The following is a 20,885-nucleotide window of genomic DNA, read 5'->3' as shown; positions in this document are numbered from 1 at the left end:
GTCACGGCCGGCGTCAGACCTCGATATGGGAGCCCATGATCACGGTGCGCTCGCGCGGCAGGTTGAAGTATTCGGCCGCATCCGCGGCGATGTAGGAGGTCGCGATGAACAACCGCTTCCGCCACGACGCCATCGTCGGTTCGGTGCCACGGCGCAGTTCGATCGTGGACAGGAAGTAGGACGCGTTCGCCAGATCCAGCCTGCCCTCGGTCTCGTCGGGGTCGAGCACGCGCAGCGCCCGCGGCACGTCCGGGGACTCCATATAGCCGAAGCGGACGGTGACGTGAGTGATCCCGTCGTCGCGGTAGCCCAGGTCGTCGACGACCACCCGCTGATCCTCCGGCACCCGCGGCACCGGCTCGGTCTCCATCGCCACGATCACCACGTGCTCGTGCCGCACATGGTTGTGGTCCACATTGGCCCGCAGCGCCAGCGGTGCGGTTTCCTTGCCACGGTTGAGAAAGATGGCCGTGCCGGGCACCCGCCGGATCAGGGCCTTCTTGCTCCGCAGCTTTTCCACGAACTCCGCCAGCGTGCCTTCGCGCCGTTCGCGTTCCGCGGTCACGATCCGGCGACCGTGCTGCCAGGTCATCATGATCGTGAACGCGGTCAGGCCGATCAGCAGCGGCAGCCACGCCCCGTGCAGCAGCTTGGTGAAGTTCGCGGCGAGGAACAGCAGATCCACCACCAGCAGCACGGTCGCGCCGATCCCGGCGAGCCACGCCGGGGTGCGCCATTTCTCCCGGGCGATGAAGAAGAACAGCACGGTGGTGATGGTGATCGTGCCGGTCACCGCCATACCGAAGGCGAACGCCAGCGCCGCCGAGCTGCGGAACGCGAAAACCAGCGTCAGCACCGAAACCATCAGCAGCCAGTTGATCCACGGGACGTAGATCTGGCCCATGGTGGACGCCGAGGTGTGCGCGATCCGCAACCGCGGCAGGTAACCGAGCTGCGCGGCCTGCGATGTCACCGAATACGCGCCGGTGATCACGGCCTGGGAGGCGATCACGGTCGCCGCGGTGGCGAGCACGATCATCAGGATTCGGCCCCAGCCGGGCACCAGCAGGAAGAACGGGCTGGAAATGTTCGCCGGGTCCTCGAGGATCAGCGCGCCCTGGCCGAGGTAGCTGAGGGTCAAAGCGGGAAATACCAGGAAAACCCAGCCGCGCGTGATCGCCTTGCGGCCGAAGTGTCCCATGTCGGCATACAGGGCCTCGGCGCCGGTGACGGCCAGCACGACCGCGGCGAGTGCGAAGAACGCGATGCCGAAGTGCTGCACCGCGAAGCCGATGGCGTAGGTCGGTGAAAGCGCTTCCAGAATGCGCGGGTTCTTGGTGATACCGCCGATCCCGCAGACGCCGATGACGGTGAACCACAGGATCATCACCGGCCCGAACACCCGGCCGACCGCCGCGGTTCCCTTGCGCTGGAACAAAAACAGCAGCACGATGATCACCGCGGTGATCGGCACGACCAGTTCCTCCAGCGATGGCTGGACGACTTTGAGCCCTTCCACGGCCGACAGCACCGAGATCGCCGGGGTGATCATGCTGTCACCGAAGAACAGGGATGCACCGAAGATGCCGGCCCCGGCGAGCACGAGCGCGGCGCGGCGCCCGCGTTGCCCGCGCCACCGCCGCAGCAAGGTGATCAGGGCCATGATGCCGCCCTCGCCGTCGTTGTCGGCGCGCATGGCCAGCAGCACGTAGGTGACCGTGACGATGATCATCACGGACCAGAACACCAGTGACACCACGCCGAACACGTTCTGCGTGCTGACCGGGACGGGATGCGGGTCGGCCGGGTTGAACACCGTCTGCAGGGTGTAGATCGGGCTGGTGCCGATGTCGCCGAACACCACGCCCAGCGCACCGATGACCAGCGCGAGCCGGGCGCTGTCCGGTGCGCCGTGACCGCCGGGTGGCGCCGTCACGTCCGGTGTGGTCACTTGCTGCCGATCGGCCACCGCACGCCCTCCTCCGCGCGGGCGGCGTGTCCCCCGCGCACCGACGCGGACACTACCGCGCGCCCAGGCCCGCGCGAGTTGAGCGTTGCGTGCGCGCGAGTCGAGCGTTGCGTGCGACGGGAACGCGCAACTCGCGCACCGGGAACGCGCAACTCGCGCGGATATTGACCGCGACGCAAAGCCATCTCATCGCTCTCATAACCAGTCGCGGCGCCGGAAGGCTACGTAGAGCCCACCGCCCAGTGCGACGATCGCGATCGTGGAAGCCCAGAAGCCCCAAAGCTTGTCGAAGCCCGGGTACGGCACGTTCTGGCCGTAGAAACCGGTCACGGCGGTGGGCACGGCGATGATCGCGGCCCAGCTGGTGACCTTCTTCATGACCGTGTTGAGCCGGTTGCCCTGCAGGCTCAACTGGGTCTCGCGGATCGTGGTGACCAGGTCCCGCAACGATTCCGTCCATTCGGTGGCGCGCAGCACGTGATCGTAGACATCCTGGTAGTACGGCATCAGCATGTCGTCGACGATGTGCAGATCGCGGCGCATCAAGGTGTTCACGACCTCCCGCATCGGCAGCACCACCCGGCGCAACGTGACCAGGCTCTTGCGCAGGTGCAGCGACCGGCGCTGAATCTCCTTGTGATCGGCGTTGTCGGCGAACACGAGATCCTCCAGCGCCTCGATCTCCTCGTCGAGGGTCTGCACGGCGTCGAAGTGGCTGTCGACCACGTAGTCGAGCAGGCCGTGCACGAGGAAACCGACGCCGCCTTTGGCCAGGTCCTGCGCGCCGTCCCAGCGGGCGACGACCTCGTCGATGGCGAACCCTTCGTCCTTGCGGACCGTCACCAGCGCGCCCTCGGTGAGGAAGGCGGCGACCTCGAACTTGCCGAGCATCCCGGTCGTGGTGTCCAGCCGCACGGCGTACGCGGTGAGGAAGGCGTGCGTCTGGTACCGGTCGAGCTTGGGCCGCTGATGTTCGTGCACGGCGTCCTCGACGGCGAGCCGGTGCAGGTTCAGTTCCTCGGCGATCGACGCCAGGTCTTCCTCCGTGGGGCCGCACATGTCCAGCCACACCGTGGCCCCGGTGTCGGCAAGATGGTCGGATACGTCAGCGACGGGGAAGTTTTCCGCCTCCAGGACACCGTCGCGGTAAAGCCTCGTGCGAGCCATGCGCGCCACCCTAGTGTGGCAGGCGCGCCAGGCTTTCCCTCGCCACACGTGGGGCCGGCACCGCCGGGGCGGTCATCCGCCGCGACAACCGGACCAGCGCGGCAATGGTGATCGCGACGAGCGCGGCGCCGGCGAAAATCGCGGCCACGGCCCCGGCGGCGGGGGTGAAGACCAGGTTCCCGTGCCGGCCGAGCACGAACCCGTCGTGCAGGCACCAGGCAAGCACCGCCGTACCGAACGCGGCGGCCGGGGTGCTCAGTGCCGCGATGCCGGCCACCACGACCACCAGCATGGCCACCGACCAGCCGGGCCGCGCGGTCGCCCCGGCCGCGACCATGAGGATCGTGGCCCCGATCCCCGCGGCGAACCCCAGCGGAAACCCGAACCTGCCGGACACCGGCGGCGCCGGCCAACGTGACGTGCGCATACCCTTATTGCACGAGCACTTCCGGCCCGCAGCTCCCGCCGTTGCCGCGCTTCGTGCGCCACGACACCGGATTTTGACGGCATCTTGACGCGGCGGGGAGTTCAGCCGGGCGTCAGAACTTCGCGGTCAGGCACGCCAGCCGATCGCCCGCCCCGCCCGCCTTGCCGGGCTCGGTCGAGGTGTGCATGGCGTGCAGGACGATCGCGTTGGCCTCGCCCGGCCGGAACCGCCACCCGACGGTCGCCGAAGCGTTCGCCGTGCCTGACGAGTCCGTCGTGAAGTCGAGCCACACCTCGTTCTGGGCGTTGGCGTACTTCGGGTCCACGCTGGGCGACACCGGGTCCTTCTCGTTCTGGTAGTGCGGGCCCGAGTCGGCAGGCTTCGCGCCACACGGCTTGGTGTGCACATGCGAGCCGTACTGAGTCCCGGGCAGCAGACCACTCGCGGTCAGGTGCACCGTCGTCTGTCCATTGTCGACGGTCGTGAAGGTGCCGAGTTTCGCTCCGGCGGGGACCCGCTCGGTGTCGTAGGTGAGCGCCGCGGGCTGCGCGCCGGACTTTGCGGGAGCGGCCACGGCGGCTGCGGTGAGCGGGGTGCTCGCGGCCGTGCTGGTCGCACAGGCCGCCAGCCCGGCGGTCAGCAGAACGGCGCCGGTCAGGGTGACCACGGTCGTGCGCATGTCTCTCCTCGGTGTACTGCGTTCCGGATTCCACCGGGTAGACGGCGGTCATCGGAAATCAGTTCACCCCACGATCGTCGCCGCGATCTCCTCCGCCAGCTCCGGCGTCGCGGCGACCACCCCCGACCAGCGGCGGCTCAGGTCCGGGTCGATCTCGACCGTGCGGCCGAAGGCGTCGATCACCACGCCACCCGCGGCGGGCACCAGCACCGCCGCCGCGGCGATGTCCATGATGCGGTGGGTGTCGGAACCGGCGTCGGCGAACGCATCCGTGCTGCCCTGGGCAACGAGCGCGGCTTCGATGCAGCTGCTGGACAGGATCCGCACCCGCCCGGCGCGACGGCTGATCCGCAGCCACGCCGCCTCGTTCCCCGGGTGCGGGCGCAGCAGGTTCACCGCGGCGCCGTCGAGCTCCCGGCGTCCGCTGGTGCGCCACGGCCCCCGTTCCCCGGCTTTCGCATGCCAGCTGCGGCCGGTGTCGAGCCATGTGGTCAGCGATTCCACGGCCGTGCCGTCGATGGCGACGACTCCGGCGAACGCGGCCAGCGGAACCCCGGCGACGGCGTTCGCGGTGCCGTCGACGGGATCGACGACGAGGGTGACCGCGGAACCGTTGTCCACCACCCCGATTTCCTCGCTGATCAGGTTGACCCGGTGCGCGGCAGCGGTTTCCGCGACCGCGGTGTCGACGAGCTGGTCGAGCCGGGTGGTGGGCGTGCCGTCCGCGCCCATGCCGATCTTCTCGGCCAGCGCCGCCCGGTCGTGGCCGCTCCGCGCGTCGTGGAACGCCGTCGCGGCCGCACGAGCGACGGCGGCCAGCGCGGGGTGGGTGCCTTCGGGGATCTCGATCATCGTGCCCTCCACGGCAAGGTCAGTTCATCGCGCGCATCAGGCCGGCGTTCGCGGCACCGCGGCTGAGTACCACGGAATCGGTGTCCTGCAAGGCTTTCGCCGCACGAGCCGGGTCCAGCTGCGGGCTGCCGGCCAGGTCGAGCCGGATCGGCGGGCCGAGGTCGATCACGGTCGGCAGGTACTCGGCGCGGTCCACGCTCCACCCGGTGGCCGAAGGCACGAAATGGAAGCGGGCGATGACGCCTTCCTCGGTGGTGCCACGCGGTTCGGAATGCCGGGCGATGGAGTTGCCGAGGCCGTAGGCGACCCACTTGCCGTTGATGTTTTCGAACGGCTGCACCACATGCGCGTGGTGACCGATGATCAGGTCGATCGCGGGATCGTTCAGCAGGCGCTGCGCGATCCGGCGCTGGTCGGCGGTCACCTCCTGCTGGTACTCCGTGCCCCAGTGCAGGCTCACGATCACGATCTGCGCCCCGGCCGCGCGGGCGGCCCGCGCCGCGGCGAGCACGGCGTCCACGTCGAGGGTGTTGGCCAGCCACGGCGTGGCCGCCGGCACCTTCCGGCCGTTGTAGCCAAAGGTGAACGCGACATGCCCGACCTTCACCCCGTGCACGTCGAGCACGAGCGGGGTCCGCGCTTCCTGTTCACTCCGGGCCGACCCGGTGTGGCGCACGCCCGCGGCATCGAGCGCGTCCTCGGTGCGGGCGACCCCGGCGGCACCCTGGTCGAGCGTGTGGTTGGACGCGGTGGAGCAGTCGTCGTATCCGGTGGCGGCGAGCGCGGTGGTGATCTCCGGTGGCGCGCTGAAATCGGGGTAGCCCGCGAACGGTCCGCCCGGCGGGGCGATCGGCGTTTCCAGATGGCAGATCGCGAGATCGGCGCGGCTGATGACGTCGCGGATCCCGGCGAGCATCGGCCGGTAGTCGCGCCGCCCGGAACCGTCGGCCGTCGCCTGCGCGGTCAGCTCGGGATGGATCAGCACGTCACCGGTCGCCACGACGTTGAACCCGGGGTCGGCCGGGATGGTCACCGGTGGCGGTGCGGGCAGCGGCGGCAGCCGCCCGGCCGACACCGAACAGCCGGCCACCACCGGCACCACCGTCACAGCCGCGATCAATCGGCGTACGCGCATGCGCGGCATGCTGCCAGCTACCCGCCCACCGGGTCGCGATCACCCCTCCCGTCGCGGGCGGTTTGCTCCGAACGGACGAGTCAGGCCTTGTCTTGCATGCTGCGGCGCGCCGGGTTCCCTTGCTGGGCCGCCTTCGGGTCCTGCTCACCCTGTTTGGCCCGCACCCCGTCCTGGATGCGGTCGCCGACGTTCTTGTCGATGTTGTGCCAGTAGTCGAAAGCGCGCTCCAGCACCGGTTCGGACACCCCGTTGAGCAGATGCCCCACGACGTTGTCGACCAGCCGGTCGCGCGCCGCGTCGTCCATCACCTCGCGCACCAGGGTGCCGGGCTGGCCCCAGTCGTCGTCCTCGGCATGCGAAACGTAGGCGGAGCGGACGATCGTGCCGTCGGTCTCCCAGCTCGGCGGAGAACCGTACCGCTCGGTGTCGGCGGCCGGGCCGCCCTTCGAATTCGGCGCGTACACCGGGTCCGTGGTGGTGCGGTAGGCCATCGCACCGTCCTTGGAGTAGGTGTGCACCGGCACGGCGGGCGCGTTCACCGGGAGCTGCTGGTAGTTCGCGCCGATCCGGTGGCGGTGTGCGTCGGCGTAGGAGAACAACCGGGCCAGCAGCATGCGGTCCGGGCTGGGCCCGATCCCGGGCACCAGGTTGTTCGGCTGGAACGCGGCCTGCTCGATCTGCGCGTGGTTGTCGGTCGGGTTGCGGTCCAGCGTCATCCGCCCGACCTCGATCAGCGGGTAGTCGCCGTGCGGCCAGACCTTCGTCAGGTCGAACGGGTTGAACCGGTAGTTCTCGGCGTCCTCGTACGGCATGATCTGCACGGACAACGTCCAGCTCGGGTAGTCGCCGTCGGCGATGTGCTCGAACAGGTCACGCATGTGGTAGTCGGTGTCCGCCGCGGCCATCTGGTCGGCCTCGTGCTGGGTGAAGAACTCGATGCCCTGGTCGGTCTTGAAATGGTATTTCACCCAGTGCCGTTTGCCTTCGGCGTTGACCCACATATAGGTGTGCGAGGTGTAGCCGTTCATGTGACGCCACGTGCGCGGGATACCGCGATCTCCCATCAGCCAGGTCACCTGGTGCGCCGATTCCGGTGACAGCGTCCAGAAATCCCACTGCATGTCGTGGTCACGCAGGTTGTTGTCGGCACGACGTTTCTGCGACCGGATGAAATGCTGGAACTTCATCGGGTCCTTGACGAAGAAGACCGGCGTGTTGTTGCCGACCATGTCGTAATTGCCTTGCGTGGTATAGAACTTCAACGCGAACCCGCGCGGGTCCCGCCAGGTGTCGGGGCTGCCCCGCTCCCCCGCCACCGTCGAAAACCGGGCCACCAGCTCGGTTTTCGCGCCGGGCTGGAACACCGCGGCCTTCGTGTACCGGCTGACGTCCTGAGTCACCTCGAAATGGCCGAACGCACCGCTGCCCTTCGCGTGCGGCTGCCGTTCCGGAATCCGCTCCCGGTTGAACTGGGCCATCTGCTCGATCAGATAGCCGTCCTGCAACAGGATCGGACCACCCGGGCCCGCGGTCAGCGAATGTTCGTCGCTTTCAGCCGGGATACCGGCATCCGTCGTGGTGAACGGCTGTGTCATGAAAACCTCCCCTGGTGCCGGGCACAGATACGCCGGTCACCTACCCGGCAGGGGCAGGGGCAAAACGCTCAGCCGGTGATCGCCGTCGCGAGCGCGGACCACCAGTCACGGGGCAGCGCGTCGATCTGGATGACGAGCTGGTCGGCGCCCGCGGCCTGGTATTCCCGCAGCCGCCGGACCACGGTGTCGAAATCGCCCCACACCGTGACCCCGTCGACGAGCCGGTCGGACAGGTTCGCGACGTCGTCCTCGGTGAAGCCCATGCGACGGAAGTTCGCGACGTAACCAGGCACTCCGGACAGGAACCGCAACCCGCTGTCGCGCAGCTTTTCCCGCGCCTGCCCGGGATCGGCGTCCGCGACCACGGTCAGCAGCACCGCCAATCCCGTGTCAGGGCCGACGATTTCGCGCGCCGAGGCGACATAGTCCGGTGTGACGAGGAAGGGATATGCGGCGGCTGCCCTGTCCCGGGCGAGGCGCAGCATCTTCGGGCCGAGCGCGGACAGGATCCGTGCCGTCGCCGGCACCACCGGGTCCAGTGCGTCGAAGTACGCGTTCAGCGTGGCAAGGGGTTTCGCGCCGTGCGCGCCGCCGAGGCCCGGGACGAACCGGCCGGGGTGCGACTCGGCGAGCTTCGTGTACGTGGCTGCGACATCGGCCGCGGGCACCTGGTCGACCGACATGATCCCCGTGGTGATCGTGGCGGTACGGGTGGCGCGGACGGCTTCGCTCACCCGCGCCGGCGCGTCGCCTTCCCCGCCGGGCAGCCACAATGTGCCGTAGCCGAGCTGTTCCAGCTCGGCCAGCACCGCGGTGTCGTCCGTCCGGGTCGCGGCGCCGATCGGGCCGAGATTCGTCATGTCTGCTCCCCACTGTGTCCACGGTTCACCTGCTCACGCGATGCCCCGGCCGCCTTGGCATAGGCGGCCACGGTCGCCTCCAGCTCCGCCGGGTCGATCACGTCGTCGATGCGGGAAAACCCTTCCGGTGCACGGCGTTCCACCTCGTCGATGACGCTCTCGGGCCCGCCGATGCGGTTGCGCAGCACCACTTCGCTGGTCGCCGGGAGACGCTCGTCCTGATACGCCTTCAATGCTTCGACCGGATCATGGTAGCGGGCGAGCTGCTCGCTGAGACTTTTCGCGTCGAGGATCGCCTGTCCGGCACCGTTCGACCCCATCGGGTACATCGGATGCGCGGCGTCACCGAGCAGCGTGACCCGTCCGTGTGTCCAGTACGGCAACGGATCGCGGTCGCACATGGGGAATTCGTACACCTCGCTCGTCGCCGCGACGAGACCGGGCAGATCGGTGTGGGGCATGCGGAATCGCGCGAGCGGTCCGGCCAGCGTGGTGGGATCGACCCGGCGGGACCAGTCCTGGCGCTGCGGCGGCGGGTCACCGGCCTGCCCGGCCAGCACGCCGATCGCCCAGTTCGTCAGCCGCGTTTCCGGGGTCCGGCCGGGGGCGATCGGGTAGATGACGACCTTCGCGGCGGTCCCGCCCGCGATGACCATCCGGTGCCCGTCGCCGAACCGCGGCCATTCCGTTGCCCCGCGCCACATCAGCACGCCGTTCCACCGGGGCGGGCCCTCGGCGGGAAACAGCATCGCGCGCACCTCGGAGTGGATCCCGTCGGCCGCGATGAGCGCGTCGGCACGCACCGGTTCCCGGCCCGCGAACCGCACCTCGACTTCACCCGCGTCCTGGTCGAAACCGACCAGGCGGTGCCCGGTGCGCACGGCGTGCTTGCCGAGGCGTTCGCGCACCGCGCGCAGCAGCACGCCCTGCAACCGGCCGCGGTGCACGCTGAACTGCGGCAAGGCGAATCCTGCTGCCAGCCCACATGGCCGGCGCATGATCTCGTGCCCGAGCCGGTGGCTGTAGACCAGTTCGCGGGTGCGGATGGCGACCTCGTCGAGCCGGTCGAGCAGCCCGAGTTCGCTCAGTTCCTTGACCGCATGCGGTAATGCGTTGATGCCGACGCCGAGTTCGTGGACGAGATCGCTCTGCTCGTAGATTTCGCAGTGGATTCCCAGGTGGTGCAACCGGAGCGCGGTGACAAGGCCGCCGATTCCCGCGCCCGCGACGATGATCCGCATAGCACCCTCCCCTGTGCCGCGCCTTCCCCAGTGCGCCCAGGATGCCCGATTCGGATGGTTCCCACCACCGTTTTCCGGGAATGCTCAGCGCGGCGTCGCGCAACCGAGTCCACAATGGACCGTGCGCAGACGGCAGGCGGATTCTCAGGGCTGCTCGGCGGCGGCCGTGCGTCGCGGAAGATCCCGATCGTCCTTGACGACCTCGGCCACCCGGTCGAGCATCGCGGCGAGCCGGTCCGCCTCCGCGGAGCCCAGGTCCCGCCTGAGTTTCCGCTCGATCTCCGCGACCACGGGCTTGGCGGCCTGCAGCGCGTCACGGCCGGCCTCGGTCAGATGGAGCTCCTGCACATGGCCGTGCCGTGGATGCGGCCGGCGTTCCAGCTGGCCCTTGCCCTCCAGCCTGGCCACCAGTGACGCGACCGCCTGCGGCGTCACGTTCAGCCGGCGAGCCATCTCCGCGCCGGTGAGGCCGGGCTGGCGGCTGATCGCCATGAGCAGCGAGAAGTGTGCCGGCGCCATCCCCACCTTCCGCAGCCCCTGCTCCTTACGCGCCGCCACCGCGACCTCGGCCTTCCGCAGCGCCCAGACCAATTCCGCCACCCTGCCCCCTCCCGTGCCACCGCGGAGAACTATACGGCATGCTGATCAGTATCAAGCGTTTGACGCTAATTCGACGCTTGAGATACGGTGAGCCGGCGGGCCGGGCATCCCGGCCGCGCATCAGAAAAACTGGGGAGCACGAATGGCTTTGACAGAACCGTTGCCGGATTCGACGGCCGAGGCGGGCCGGACCGATCCGGTGTCCCGCCGCAATTTCCTGACCCGGTCGGCGATCGCGTCCGCCGGTCTCGCCGCCGGCGCACACGTGGCACCGGCGGCCGCCGCGGGCCCCGGCGCCGGACCGGCCGCCGTTCCGGGCGGGGAAAACCTGGTCGACGTCATGCTGACGGTGAACGGGCACACCGAGCGGCTGCGCGCCGACCCCCGGGCGACCCTCCTCGACACACTGCGCGACCGGCTCGGGCTGACCGGCACGAAAAAGGGCTGCGATCGCGGCCAATGTGGCGCGTGCACCGTCCACGTGGACGGCAGGCGGGTGCTGTCCTGCCTCACCCTGGCCGGTGCGGCGGACGGCCGGGCGGTCACCACCATCGAGGGCCTGCCGCCGGCGGGCGGGAACGGTGACCGGCTCCATCCCATGCAGCAGGCGTTCATCGACCACGACGCGTTCCAATGTGGATTCTGCACGTCCGGTCAGATCATGTCCGCCGTGGCCGTGGTGGCCGAAGGACACGCCGGGTCCGACGCGGAGATCCAGGAGTTCATGGCGGGCAACATCTGCCGGTGCGGGGCGTACCCGAACATCGTCGGCGCGATCAAAGCCGTCCATGGCACCGGGGGTGCCCGCTGATGCGGCCCTACGATTTCGCCACCGCACGCACCGTGGACGAGGCGCTCGCGGCGCCCGTGGACGGTTCCGCCTACCTGGCCGGTGGTACCACCTTGGTCGACCTGATGAAGCTCGAGGTGATGACACCCCGGCACGTGGTCGACATCAATCACCTGGCGTTGCCCGGGATCCGGCTGGATCAACGAGGTCTGCACCTCGGGGCGCTGGAGCGGATGAGCGACGTCGCCGCCCATCCGCTGGTGACGGCCGGCTACCCGGTGCTCGCCCAGGCGCTGCTGGCCAGTGCCTCGCCACAACTGCGCAACATGGCCAGTATCGGCGGCAATCTGTTGCAGCGCAGCCGGTGCGGCTACTTCCGGGACACCGCGACGCCGTGCAACAAGCGGGAACCCGGCACCGGATGTCCGGCGCTGAACGGCGAAAACCGCATGCACGCCATCCTCGGCACCAGCGGCTCCTGCGTGTCCACCCATCCCAGCGACCTGGCGGTCGCGCTGGTGGCGCTGGATGCCTCGGTCGAACTCCGGGGCCGGACGGGCACGCGCAGCGTGCGGCTGGCCGAGTTCTACCTCCGGCCCGGCGACTCGCCGGAGCGGGAGTTCGATCTGCATCCCGGCGAGCTGGTCACCGGTGTGCTGGTACCGCGGCTCGACTGGGCACGTCGCTCGGCCTACCTCAAGATCCGCGACAGGGCGTCGTACGAGTTCGCCCTCTCGTCGGCGGCGGTCGCGGTGGACCTGGACGGGCCGATCGTGCGGGACGTGCGGGTCGCGGTGGGCGGCGTCGCCACCACACCGTGGCGGCTGCCCGCGGTCGAGGACGCGTTACGGAACCGGCCGCTGCGCCAGGATCTGGCCGAATCCGCGGCGCAGCGCGCCGTCGAGGGAGCTCATCCCTTGGCACACAACGGATTCAAGGTAGCGCTGCTGCAGCGGACCATCGTTCGCGCCCTGATGAGTTTGAAGGACTGAGACATGCCTCGACGATCTCCTTTCGGGACCGCGGTCAACCGGATCGACGGCCGGCTCAAGGTCACCGGTGGCGCCCGGTATGGGGCGGACTTCCGCTTCGACCGGCTGGCCAACGGCTACCTGGTGGTGAGCACGATCGGCCGCGGCAGCATCCGGTCGATGGATACCGGCGCCGCGGAGCACTCACCCGGCGTGCTGGCCGTCTTCACGCCGTTCAATCCGCTGAAGTTGTTCGCCCCCGCGGACGCGGCGGGCGCGCAGAACTGGGCGCCCTTGCAGGACACCGAAATCCGTTACCACGGGCAGATCATCGGGCTGGTGGTGGCCGAGACGTTCGAGCAGGCCCGCAATGCCGCCGCATTGGTCCGGACCAGCTATGACGCCCGGCCACCCGCCGCGTCGTTCGAGGCCGGCTTCCCCACGGCGACGATCCCGCCGCCCAGTTTCGGCGAGCCGGCGGTGCAGGACTTCCTGGCCCCCGGGGTGTCCTCGATCGACGACGCGCTCGCCGCCAGCGAAGTCACGGTGACCGGCGACTACAGCCAGCCGATCGAAAACCACAACGCGATGGAGCCGCACTCGACGACCGCGGTGTGGCAGGACGGCCACGTCACGGTCTACAGCGGCACCCAGTCGCCGAACAGGCACGCCGGTGACATCGCGGCGTGGACCGGAGTGGATCCGGCGAAGGTGCACGTGATCAGCCCGTTCGTCGGCGGCGGCTTCGGCAACAAGGCAACCACCTGGTCCTGCGCCCCGCTCACGGTGGCCGCCGCGCAGGCGCTGGGCCGCCCGGTGCGGACCGTGCTCACCCGCGAGCAGACGTTCACGGTCACCGGGCACCGCTCGACGGTGGCGCAAACCGTGGCACTGGGCGCCACCCGGGACGGTGTGCTCACCGCGGTGAAGCACGACGCCTACTCCAGCACGTCGGCCTCGGGGGGCCGTCCCGAGTCCGGGCCCGGCACCACGTCGCGCGTGCTGTACCGGTCGCCGAACCTGCATGTCGGGCAGAAGGTCGTCGCCCTCGATGTGCCGGTACCCACCTTCATGCGGGCGCCGGGCGAGAACTCGGGTTCCTTCGCGATCGAGAGCGCCATGGACGAACTGGCGATCCGGCTCCGGATCGACCCGATCGAACTGCGGATGCGGAACTACGCCACGGTCCTGCCCGGCACCGACCGGGCCTGGTCCAGCAAGCATCTCGACGAGTGTTACCGCGTCGGCGCGGAGGCGTTCGGCTGGGCCCGGCGCAACCCGGTGCCCCGCTCCGTCACCAACGAAGACGGCGAGTGGCTGGTCGGCATGGGCATGTCCACCGCGATCTACCCGGCGAACCGGTTCGCGACCTCGGTGAAGGTGCGCCTGCAGGCCGACGGCACCGCCGCGGTCTCCAGCGCCACCGCCGACCTGGGCACGGGCATGTGGACGGTGCTGGCGATCCTCGGCGCCGACGCACTGGGCATCCCGCTGGAGCGGGTCAGGCCGGACCTCGGCGACTCGGCGCTGCCGAACAACTACGGCGCTTTCGGTTCCGCCTCCACCGCCGGTGTCGCGCCGGGTGTGCGTGCCGCGGCCGATTCCGCCACGCGTGCGCTGACCCGGCTCGCGCTCGACAACCCGCGTTCGCCGTTCCACGGGATGGCACCGGACGACGTGCGCTATGGCGACGGTTCGCTCATCGGGGGTGGCCGCACCATCGGTTTCGGCACCCTGCTGGAGTTGACCGGTACGCCGGCCGTGGAAGCCACCGAGAGCGGACCTGCCGGCGGTGACCCGGCGAAATACGCGTTCCACTCGTTCGGCGCTCACTTCTGCGAGGTCCGCGTCCACCGGCTGACCGGGGAACCACGGCTGTCGCGGTTCACCACCGTGATCGACGCGGGGCTGATCGTCAACATGAAAGCGGCACGCAGCCAGATCGCGGGCGGGGTCATCTTCGGCATCGGTCAGGCGCTCCTGGAAGGCACCCGGGTCGAGGCGGCCACCGGACGGTTCGCCAACGCCAACCTCGCCGAGTATCTGCTGCCGGTCAATCCCGACGTGCCCGATATCGACGTCCGGTTCGTGCAGCACGCGGACACCGTGTTCAATCCGGCCGGGGTGCGCGGTATCGGCGAACTGGGCACCGTGGGCTCGGCGGCGGCGGTCGCCAACGCCGTGCACAACGCCACCGGCCGCCGTGTCCATGACCTGCCCATCACCCTGGACAAGTTGCTGTAGGCGGAAAGCCTAGGTCTCGATGTCGAGCGCGGTGGCCATGGCCGCGGCGCCGAGGTCGAGCGCGCGGCGCAGCAGGGCGGGGTCGACGGCGAGGCGGGAGACCTCCGGTGCGCCGGGTGGGACGAGGACCTGGGTCAGTGGCCCGGCCGAGGAGAGGTGTTCGTCGTCGGCGCGGCGGTGGCGGGTGCGCTCGCGCCACGCGCCGAGCGCCGCGGGTGCGGTCCGGCGCAGAAATGCCGTCACCGCAAGGTTTTCCATCCGCGACGGCGGCAGGGGACGTTCATCGGCGCGGCGGGTGCGCAACACGAGCACGTGGGTGCAGCCGTCGCGCAGGGCCGAGTGAAACGGGATCGGCTCGGTGAGCCCGCCGTCCAGCAACCGGCGGCCGTCGAGCCGGATGAGCGGACCGGCGAGCAGCGGCAGGCCGGCCGAACCGCGCAAGGCGAGCTTGAGCGACTCGGCGTCGGTCAGGTGCGGCGCGAGGTCGATGCCCTCACCGCTGTCGGCGTCGGTGGCGATCGGATGCAACCGCGCCGGGGCGGCCAGCACGCCCGCGAAGTCGAGCCCGGCCCAGCGCTGATACACCTCGTTCATCAGGAATTCCAGGTCCACCACCGGTTTCCGGCGCAGCGCGGCCCTTGGCTTGATGACATTCGGCATGACCTCGGGATGCCACCAGAACGACGTGCCGTGCTCGGCCTTGCCCGACAGCAGCCACGCCCCGGTGATCGCGCCCATCGACGAGCCGTACACGTCGTCGAACACCCGCGTCAGCCCGCGACGCTCGAGTTCCACGGCCATCCCACTGGCGTAGGTCCCCCGGCTCCCGCCACCCTCGATCGCCAGCCCCAGCCGGTACGGATCCTCCCGCGCCCCCGGGACGCTGCCGTCCGCCGCTCGCGCCCGCACCAGCTCCAGCACCGAAACGCTCATGGACCCGAGGTTAGAGAATGGGGTGAAGGCTTGCGTGGCGGTGCAGGTGGCGATGCAAGCTGACGGCCCACAACAAGCGGCTGTGCCGCTGAGGAAACAGCACCTTCCCCCTCGCTAGGCTCAGGGCATGGAACTGCGTGAACTGCTCGTGACCACCGCGGCGAGGGCCGCCGACTATCGGGAGCGGGCCGCCGGCGAGCCGGTTTTCCCTGCCACGAGCCCGGAATCCGTGCGGGACGCGCTCGGCGGCGAGTTGCCCGACGGGCCGACGCCCGCGGCCCAGGTCGTCGAGGAGCTCGCAAAGGTGGCCGAACCGGCGCTGGTCGCCAGCACCGGCCCACGGTACTTCGGTTTCGTCATCGGTGGTTCGACCGACGCCGCCACCGCCGCCGACCTGCTGACCACCGCCTGGGACCAGAACGCCGCCAACGCCATCAGCTCCCCCGCCGCAGCGGCCGTCGAAGACGTCGCCGCGACCTGGCTCAAGGAACTGCTCGGGCTGCCCGCCGGCGCGTCGGCCGGGTTCGTCACCGGCGGGCAGGCCGCCAACACCGTCTGCCTCGCCGCGGCGCGGCACCACGTGCTGGCCGCCGCCGGGTGGGATGTGGAGCGTGACGGTCTCTCCGGCGCACCCCGCGTCCGGGTGCTGGCCACCGCCGACCGGCACGCGACCATCGACAGGGCGCTGCGGCTGCTCGGGCTGGGTACCGCGGCCATCATCCCGGTGCGCACCGATGCCCAGGGCCGCGCCGACGTCGGCGAGCTCCGCCGCCTTCTGTCCGAAGTGGACGGTCCACGGATCGTGTGCCTGCAGGCGGGGGACGTCAACACCGGCGCGTTCGACGACTTCCCCGCCGCGATCGAGGCGGCGCACGCCCACGGCGCATGGGTGCACGTCGACGGCGCGGTCGGGCTGTGGGCCGCCGCCAGCCCCGCCCTGCGACAGCTGACGAACGGCGTCGAGGACGCGGATTCGTGGTCGACCGACGGGCACAAATGGCTCAACGTCCCCTACGACAGCGGTTACGCGTTCTGCGCGCATCCGGACGCGCACGCCGCCGCGACCGCGTATCACGCGGCCTACCTGACGGGCCCAGGACGGGTTCCGCTCGCCGAGCGCCTTCGCCCCCGAATCCTCGCGGCGCGCCCGCGGTTTCGCGACCTGGGCAGTGCTGCGCGAACTCGGCCGCTCCGGTTTCGCCGAGCTCGTGGACCGCTGCTGCGCCCTGGCCCGCAGGTTCGCCGCCCGCCTGGCCGATGGTGGCGTGACGATCGGCAACGACGTGGTGCTCAACCAGGTTCTCGCCTCCTTCGGCGACGACGAGCGCACCCGGGAAGTACTCGCGGCGGTGCAGCGGTCCGGGGTGTGCTGGATGGGTGGCACGACCTGGCATGGCCGCGAGTACATGCGGATCTCGGTGTCCAGCTGGCGCACCACCGAAGCCGACGTCGACCGCTCCGCCGACGCGGTGCTGGCGGCGTTCACTTCGCGATGAGCCGGATCCATTCCGCCGGCGGGGTTTCCCGCCAGTCGAACACGAACGGCGTGCCCGCATCGGGTATCCGCGGCAACGGCCGCTGCCCGAGGAAGGAGAACATCGCCGTCGACGCGTCGTCCCCGGCCACGGCGTAGCTCAGGGCCGGCCCGGGTGTGCTCAACCACCGGCGCACGAGCAACGACACGGTCTGGTCGCACAGATCGTCGCCGGCCAGCCACCGGCCGAGCAGCAGGTGCTGCCCCGGCTGGAGCGGGGCATGCTCCCGCGCCCACGCCAGCGCCGCCCGCGCCGCCGGGTCGTCGGGCACGTCCGGCTCCCCTGCCGTCAGCCGGGGCAGCACCGCCACACCGTCGATCCCGCCGTCGCGCCGGCGCAGCACGGTGAACGCCCCGGGTTGCGCCCGCCACCACCGCCGCGCCAGCCGTGCCGAACGCGCGCCCGAGGTGTGCTCGATCAGTTTCAGCACGGCCTGCTCATCCGGTGGCGCCGCCGCGTCGACCCGGGTGTCCGGGGCCAGTTCGCCGGCACCGTCGATGCGAAACCGGCTCAGGTAAAGGAAGTCGAGCACCCGGCGGTGTTCCTGCGGTGCCGCGAGCATCCGCTCCGCGACATACCGGAACACCCGCTGGTAACTGTCCTGCGACACCTGCGCGGCCAGTGCCGCCCGCACGCCCCGGTCCGGCACCAGCCCCGCGCCGCTACTGTCCACAAACGACAGTTCACGCAGCCATTCGAGCAGTGTCCCCGCGTCCGGCGGCGGCTCGGAAAGGCTGTGCCGCAACAGATCCGCGGTGGTCGCTCTGGCCAGTGCCATGACCTCCAGCGCCTCGCGATGCGCGAACGACGGCGCCGTCTCCATCAGGTGCCGGGTCAGTGACGCGACGACATCGGAACCGATCTCCCAGTCCGGGGCGCCCGCACCGTGCTGCCGCAGCACGTCCGCGGCGAGGCCGAGCGACAGCGGGTGACCGCCGGCGAACTCCAGTGCCACGGCGTTGTCCGGGAATCCGCGCTGCCGCAACAGATCCGCGGCCTCACCTGCGGCCAGAGGCGGAACGGGCATGGTGCGCAACGACTTCCACCACGATCGGTCCGACAGCCACTCGGGCGCCGGTTCGTCGCGGCTCGCGATGACCAGGATGGCGTCCTGTGGCGCGGTCGGCAGGAATGCCTCACGCAGCCAGGTTTCCAGCGACCCGATCAGCTCCGCGGTGTCCAGCACGATCAACCGGACCCCGGCGGGCCAGTCGGGCGAACCCAGCGCGCCGCGAAAACCTTGCGGTGTCGGGGTGAACGTGCGGGCGTCGAGCATGACGCACGATTCGCCGTCCGCGCCGGCGTCGTCGGCGATCCGCCGCAGCAACGCGGTTTTCCCGATCCCTCCGGGGCCGTGCAGCCACAGCACGTGGAACGGCGGCTCCTGCGCGCGCCGCGCGGCCCGCACCAGTGCCAGCTCTTCGGCGCGCCCGGCGAACGCGCGGTTGCGGGCGGCGGACAACCGGTCCGACAGGCGTGCGGGCCGTGGTCGCGGAGCGGCCAGTTGCGCCGCGAGCTCCTTGGCCCGGTCGGTGCCCAGTTCTTCATACAGCGCAACGGCTTCCGCACGGCACTGGCGGGCACCGGCGGGATCGCTGGTGAGTTCGAGCACCGCGGCCAGCTCGGACAGCGTCTGTGCCCGGTCCCACCGGTTCAGCGGACCGGTGAACACCGACAGCGCCGTGCGCAGCGACCCGGCCGCCAACGGCAGGTAACGACGTCCGGCCCGGCGCCATGCCATGCCCTCGTGCAACGCGGATTCGGCTTCCCGCAACGGCAACGGGATCGAGGCGAACAGGGCGCGGGCGGTGCCGAACGTGGCGCCGGCGCGCAGCCAGTCCTCCAGCGCTTCCAGCGCCATGCCGATGCACTGGATGGTGTAGGCCTTGAGCATCCGGTAGGAATCGGCGTTGGTCGCGTCGCGGTTGAATTCCGCGTCCACGAGCACGGCCCGGTGCACCGCGAGCCCTTCGTCGGCGCGCCCGACGGCGCACAGGATCCGGCCGAGCGCGTTGCGGATCGTGCTCTGGCCGAGCCAGAACCCGAGATCACCGGACATCGAGACGGCACGGCGGATATGGCGCAGCGCTTCGTCGGAACGGCCCAGCTTCATGAACACCGCACCGAGATACCCCAGCGCCCAGGTCTCCTGACGCCGGTCACCGATCCGGCTCGCGAGCGCCAGCGCCTCCTCGAGCACGGCACGGCCGCCCTCGTCGTCACCCAGGCAGTAATACCGTGCCCAGCCAAGGGCATTGAGCATCGACGCTTCCTCGGTGCGGCTGCCCAGCGCGCGGGCCGCGGCGAGACCGAGCTCGGCGACCTCGTCCCACGGGTACTGCTGGAGCCGGACGTCGGCGTACCAGTGCAGCGCCTCGGCCAGATCGAGCACCTCGCGATGCTGCCCGGCGCGCGCCGCGATGCGTTGCGCGGCCAGCCAGTTCCCGGCTTCGGCGTCGAGCCACGCGGCGGCCTCGTCGAGGGTGGCGAACCGGCCGTCGCTCGTGCGGGCTTCGGGCAGGAACATCTTTCCCGCTTCGGTGGCCGCGGCGAGCAGATGATCGACGACCGCCTGTTCCTGTCTTCGCCCGGTCTGTTCCTCGTCCTTGAGCTGTTCGCGGGCGTAGATGCGGATCAGGTCGTGATAGGCGTAGCGTCCCGGCGCGGCCGCCGGGCGCAGCATGCTCGCGTCGACCAGCTCGTCGAGATGCCGCCGCACCTCGGTTTCGGGCAACCCGGTGGCGACGGCGGCAAGGGCCACCCCGAAATCCGGGCCGGGGATCACCGCGGCCCGCCGGAACACCAGCCGCGCGTCCGGGGACAGCCGCCAGTGGGAGATCTCGAACGCCGGCCGCACCCGCAGATCACCGGCCGACAGCGCGCCGAGCCGGGTGCGCTCGTCACGCAGCTGGCCGACCAGGTACGTCACCGACCAGTCGGGCCTGCTGGCCAGCCGGTTCCCGGCGATGCGCACGGCCAGCGGCAGATTCCCGCACAGCTCGACGAGTTCGGCCGTGGCCGCCGGCTCGGCGGCGGCCCGCTCCGCGCCGATGATCGACCCGACGAGTGCCGTGGCGTCGGCCTCCGCGAGCGGGTTCAGCCGCAACGGGCGCGCGGACGGCAGCCCGGTGAGCGCGCGGCGGCAGGTGATCAGCGTGAGACAGCCCTGGGTTTCCGCCAGCAGCGGCCGGACCTGGTCCTCGCCGGCGGCATTGTCGAGCACGACCAGCAACCGCCGCCCGGCCAGCAGGGACCGGTAGAGCGCGGCCTGTTCGCCGACGGTCGCCGGGATCCGCGTGGCGGGCACGGCCAGTGAGCGCAGCAGCGAATCCAGCGCGACACGCGGGCCGACCGGCTGGTCGTCCATGCCACGCAGGTCCACCGACAGGAATCCGTGTGGGAACAAGGAACTCAGCGCGTGCGCGGCGGTCTGGACCAGTGCGGTCTTGCCGACCCCGGGCTGCCCGATCACCGGCACCACCACACCGGCCGGCGCGTCCTCCGCGGCCTCGGCGGCGTGGCGCAGGAACGCGAGCTCACCGACGCGCCCGACCAGGTCCGCGACAGCGGGCGGCGGCGCGCCCGCGACCGGTGCGGGTTCGGGAAACCGCCGCCCTTCCTTGGCCGCCGCAAGGAAAACCGCGCGATCCGTGCCGTCGAGACCGAGCGCGTCGGCGAGTACCTCGGCGGACCGGCGCTGCGCGGTACGGGACCGGCCGCGCTCGAGATTGCTCAGCGTGCGCACGCTGATCCCGGCCGTCTCGGCAAGTTCGCTCTGGGTCAGCCGACGACGACGCCGGTGCCGTCGCAGCAGCTCCCCCAACGTCGTGCCGGGCCGGTCCTCGGTCCCGTCCACCACAGAACCTTACCGGCACGCGGGGTTCTCC

The 20,885-nt window shown here is 70.5% G+C and carries 15 protein-coding genes and 1 pseudogene; 4 read left to right on the top strand and 12 right to left on the bottom strand.

The features are described from left to right. Window positions 1-13 precede the first annotated feature (13 nt). The 10 genes from GKO32_RS19950 to GKO32_RS19905 form a co-directional block, all read right to left on the bottom strand. On the bottom strand, window positions 14-1,969 hold the full coding sequence (locus GKO32_RS19950) for a potassium transporter Kup (protein ID WP_312868175.1): 1,956 nt from the start codon (window positions 1,967-1,969) through the stop codon (window positions 14-16). Between the two features lie 195 nt (window positions 1,970-2,164). Further along, complete coding sequence (locus GKO32_RS19945) at window positions 2,165-3,136, bottom strand: magnesium transporter CorA family protein (protein WP_154758398.1); 972 nt, start codon at window positions 3,134-3,136, stop codon at window positions 2,165-2,167. A gap of 10 nt (window positions 3,137-3,146) precedes the next feature. Further along, complete coding sequence (locus GKO32_RS19940) at window positions 3,147-3,563, bottom strand: hypothetical protein (protein ID WP_154758397.1); 417 nt, start codon at window positions 3,561-3,563, stop codon at window positions 3,147-3,149. A gap of 112 nt (window positions 3,564-3,675) precedes the next feature. Beyond that, window positions 3,676-4,242 carry a superoxide dismutase family protein gene (locus GKO32_RS19935; protein ID WP_154758396.1) on the bottom strand — a complete coding sequence of 189 codons (567 nt, stop codon included), beginning with the start codon at window positions 4,240-4,242 and terminating at the stop codon, window positions 3,676-3,678. A 63-nt stretch (window positions 4,243-4,305) separates the two neighbouring features. Next, entirely contained in the window at window positions 4,306-5,094 is a 789-nt protein-coding gene (locus GKO32_RS19930; protein WP_154758395.1) for an inositol monophosphatase family protein, read from the bottom strand. A 19-nt stretch (window positions 5,095-5,113) separates the two neighbouring features. After that, window positions 5,114-6,229, bottom strand: a complete 1,116-nt coding sequence (locus GKO32_RS19925) for a CapA family protein (RefSeq protein WP_154758394.1) — start codon at window positions 6,227-6,229, stop codon at window positions 5,114-5,116. Between the two features lie 80 nt (window positions 6,230-6,309). Then, the gene (locus tag GKO32_RS19920) at window positions 6,310-7,824 is read right to left on the bottom strand and encodes a catalase (RefSeq protein ID WP_154758393.1); all 1,515 of its coding nucleotides are present in this window, start codon (window positions 7,822-7,824) and stop codon (window positions 6,310-6,312) included. Window positions 7,825-7,892: 68 nt separating this feature from the next. Continuing rightward, window positions 7,893-8,684 (bottom strand): TIGR03620 family F420-dependent LLM class oxidoreductase, encoded by a 792-nt coding sequence (locus GKO32_RS19915; protein ID WP_154758392.1) that lies wholly within the window; start codon window positions 8,682-8,684, stop codon window positions 7,893-7,895. Beyond that, window positions 8,681-9,925, bottom strand: a complete 1,245-nt coding sequence (locus GKO32_RS19910) for a flavin-dependent oxidoreductase (protein ID WP_154758391.1) — start codon at window positions 9,923-9,925, stop codon at window positions 8,681-8,683. The genes GKO32_RS19915 and GKO32_RS19910 overlap by 4 nt, the downstream gene beginning before the upstream one ends. A gap of 144 nt (window positions 9,926-10,069) precedes the next feature. After that, window positions 10,070-10,525: a MarR family winged helix-turn-helix transcriptional regulator gene (locus GKO32_RS19905; RefSeq protein ID WP_312868174.1), complete on the bottom strand. Its 456-nt coding sequence runs from the start codon at window positions 10,523-10,525 to the stop codon at window positions 10,070-10,072. A gap of 142 nt (window positions 10,526-10,667) precedes the next feature. Here GKO32_RS19905 and GKO32_RS19900 point away from each other — a divergent pair, with 142 nt between their 5' ends. The 3 genes from GKO32_RS19900 to GKO32_RS19890 are packed head-to-tail and all read left to right on the top strand — an operon-like array spanning window position 10,668 to window position 14,530. Continuing rightward, entirely contained in the window at window positions 10,668-11,336 is a 669-nt protein-coding gene (locus GKO32_RS19900) for a (2Fe-2S)-binding protein (protein WP_154758390.1), read from the top strand. Beyond that, the gene (locus GKO32_RS19895) at window positions 11,336-12,307 is read left to right on the top strand and encodes an FAD binding domain-containing protein (RefSeq protein WP_154758389.1); all 972 of its coding nucleotides are present in this window, start codon (window positions 11,336-11,338) and stop codon (window positions 12,305-12,307) included. Before GKO32_RS19900 ends, GKO32_RS19895 begins: the two co-directional genes overlap by 1 nt. Before the next feature lie 3 nt (window positions 12,308-12,310). After that, window positions 12,311-14,530, top strand: coding sequence for a xanthine dehydrogenase family protein molybdopterin-binding subunit (locus GKO32_RS19890; RefSeq protein WP_154758388.1), 2,220 nt, complete (start codon window positions 12,311-12,313; stop codon window positions 14,528-14,530). 9 nt (window positions 14,531-14,539) lie between these two features. On the opposite strand, the gene GKO32_RS19885 is transcribed toward GKO32_RS19890, so the two are convergent. After that, window positions 14,540-15,463 carry a patatin-like phospholipase family protein gene (locus GKO32_RS19885; RefSeq protein WP_154758387.1) on the bottom strand — a complete coding sequence of 308 codons (924 nt, stop codon included), beginning with the start codon at window positions 15,461-15,463 and terminating at the stop codon, window positions 14,540-14,542. Window positions 15,464-15,590: 127 nt separating this feature from the next. Between GKO32_RS19885 and GKO32_RS19880 the strand changes: the two are divergent. Continuing rightward, a pseudogene (locus GKO32_RS19880) lies at window positions 15,591-16,493 on the top strand (pyridoxal phosphate-dependent decarboxylase family protein); the annotation flags it as partial. 452 nt (window positions 16,494-16,945) lie between these two features. Here GKO32_RS19880 and GKO32_RS38440 read toward each other — a convergent pair. Continuing rightward, a complete protein-coding gene (locus GKO32_RS38440) occupies window positions 16,946-20,854 on the bottom strand; it encodes a helix-turn-helix domain-containing protein (protein WP_312868172.1) in 3,909 nt (1,302 codons plus the stop codon). Between the last annotated feature and the right edge of the window lie 31 nt (window positions 20,855-20,885).

This window comes from Amycolatopsis pithecellobii (genome assembly GCF_009707865.1).
GTDB lineage: Bacteria > Actinomycetota > Actinomycetes > Mycobacteriales > Pseudonocardiaceae > Amycolatopsis_E > Amycolatopsis_E pithecellobii.
Note: the sequence above shows the minus strand (reverse complement) of the source record. Positions and strands in the feature narration are given on the sequence as shown.

Bases quoted from the DNA above. Each gene is read 5' to 3' on its own strand.
- GKO32_RS19935 (WP_154758396.1), bottom strand. From the start codon at position 4,242: ATGCGCACGACCGTGGTCACCCTGACCGGCGCCGTTCTGCTGACCGCC.
- GKO32_RS19910 (WP_154758391.1), bottom strand. From the start codon at position 9,925: ATGCGGATCATCGTCGCGGGCGCGGGAATCGGCGGCCTTGTCACCGCG.
- GKO32_RS19890 (WP_154758388.1), top strand. From the start codon at position 12,311: ATGCCTCGACGATCTCCTTTCGGGACCGCGGTCAACCGGATCGACGGC.
- GKO32_RS19930 (WP_154758395.1), bottom strand. From the start codon at position 5,094: ATGATCGAGATCCCCGAAGGCACCCACCCCGCGCTGGCCGCCGTCGCT.
- GKO32_RS19925 (WP_154758394.1), bottom strand. From the start codon at position 6,229: ATGCGCGTACGCCGATTGATCGCGGCTGTGACGGTGGTGCCGGTGGTG.
- GKO32_RS19885 (WP_154758387.1), bottom strand. From the start codon at position 15,463: ATGAGCGTTTCGGTGCTGGAGCTGGTGCGGGCGCGAGCGGCGGACGGC.
- GKO32_RS19940 (WP_154758397.1), bottom strand. From the start codon at position 3,563: ATGCGCACGTCACGTTGGCCGGCGCCGCCGGTGTCCGGCAGGTTCGGG.
- GKO32_RS19920 (WP_154758393.1), bottom strand. From the start codon at position 7,824: ATGACACAGCCGTTCACCACGACGGATGCCGGTATCCCGGCTGAAAGC.
- GKO32_RS19900 (WP_154758390.1), top strand. From the start codon at position 10,668: ATGGCTTTGACAGAACCGTTGCCGGATTCGACGGCCGAGGCGGGCCGG.
- GKO32_RS19895 (WP_154758389.1), top strand. From the start codon at position 11,336: ATGCGGCCCTACGATTTCGCCACCGCACGCACCGTGGACGAGGCGCTC.
- GKO32_RS19945 (WP_154758398.1), bottom strand. From the start codon at position 3,136: ATGGCTCGCACGAGGCTTTACCGCGACGGTGTCCTGGAGGCGGAAAAC.
- GKO32_RS19915 (WP_154758392.1), bottom strand. From the start codon at position 8,684: ATGACGAATCTCGGCCCGATCGGCGCCGCGACCCGGACGGACGACACC.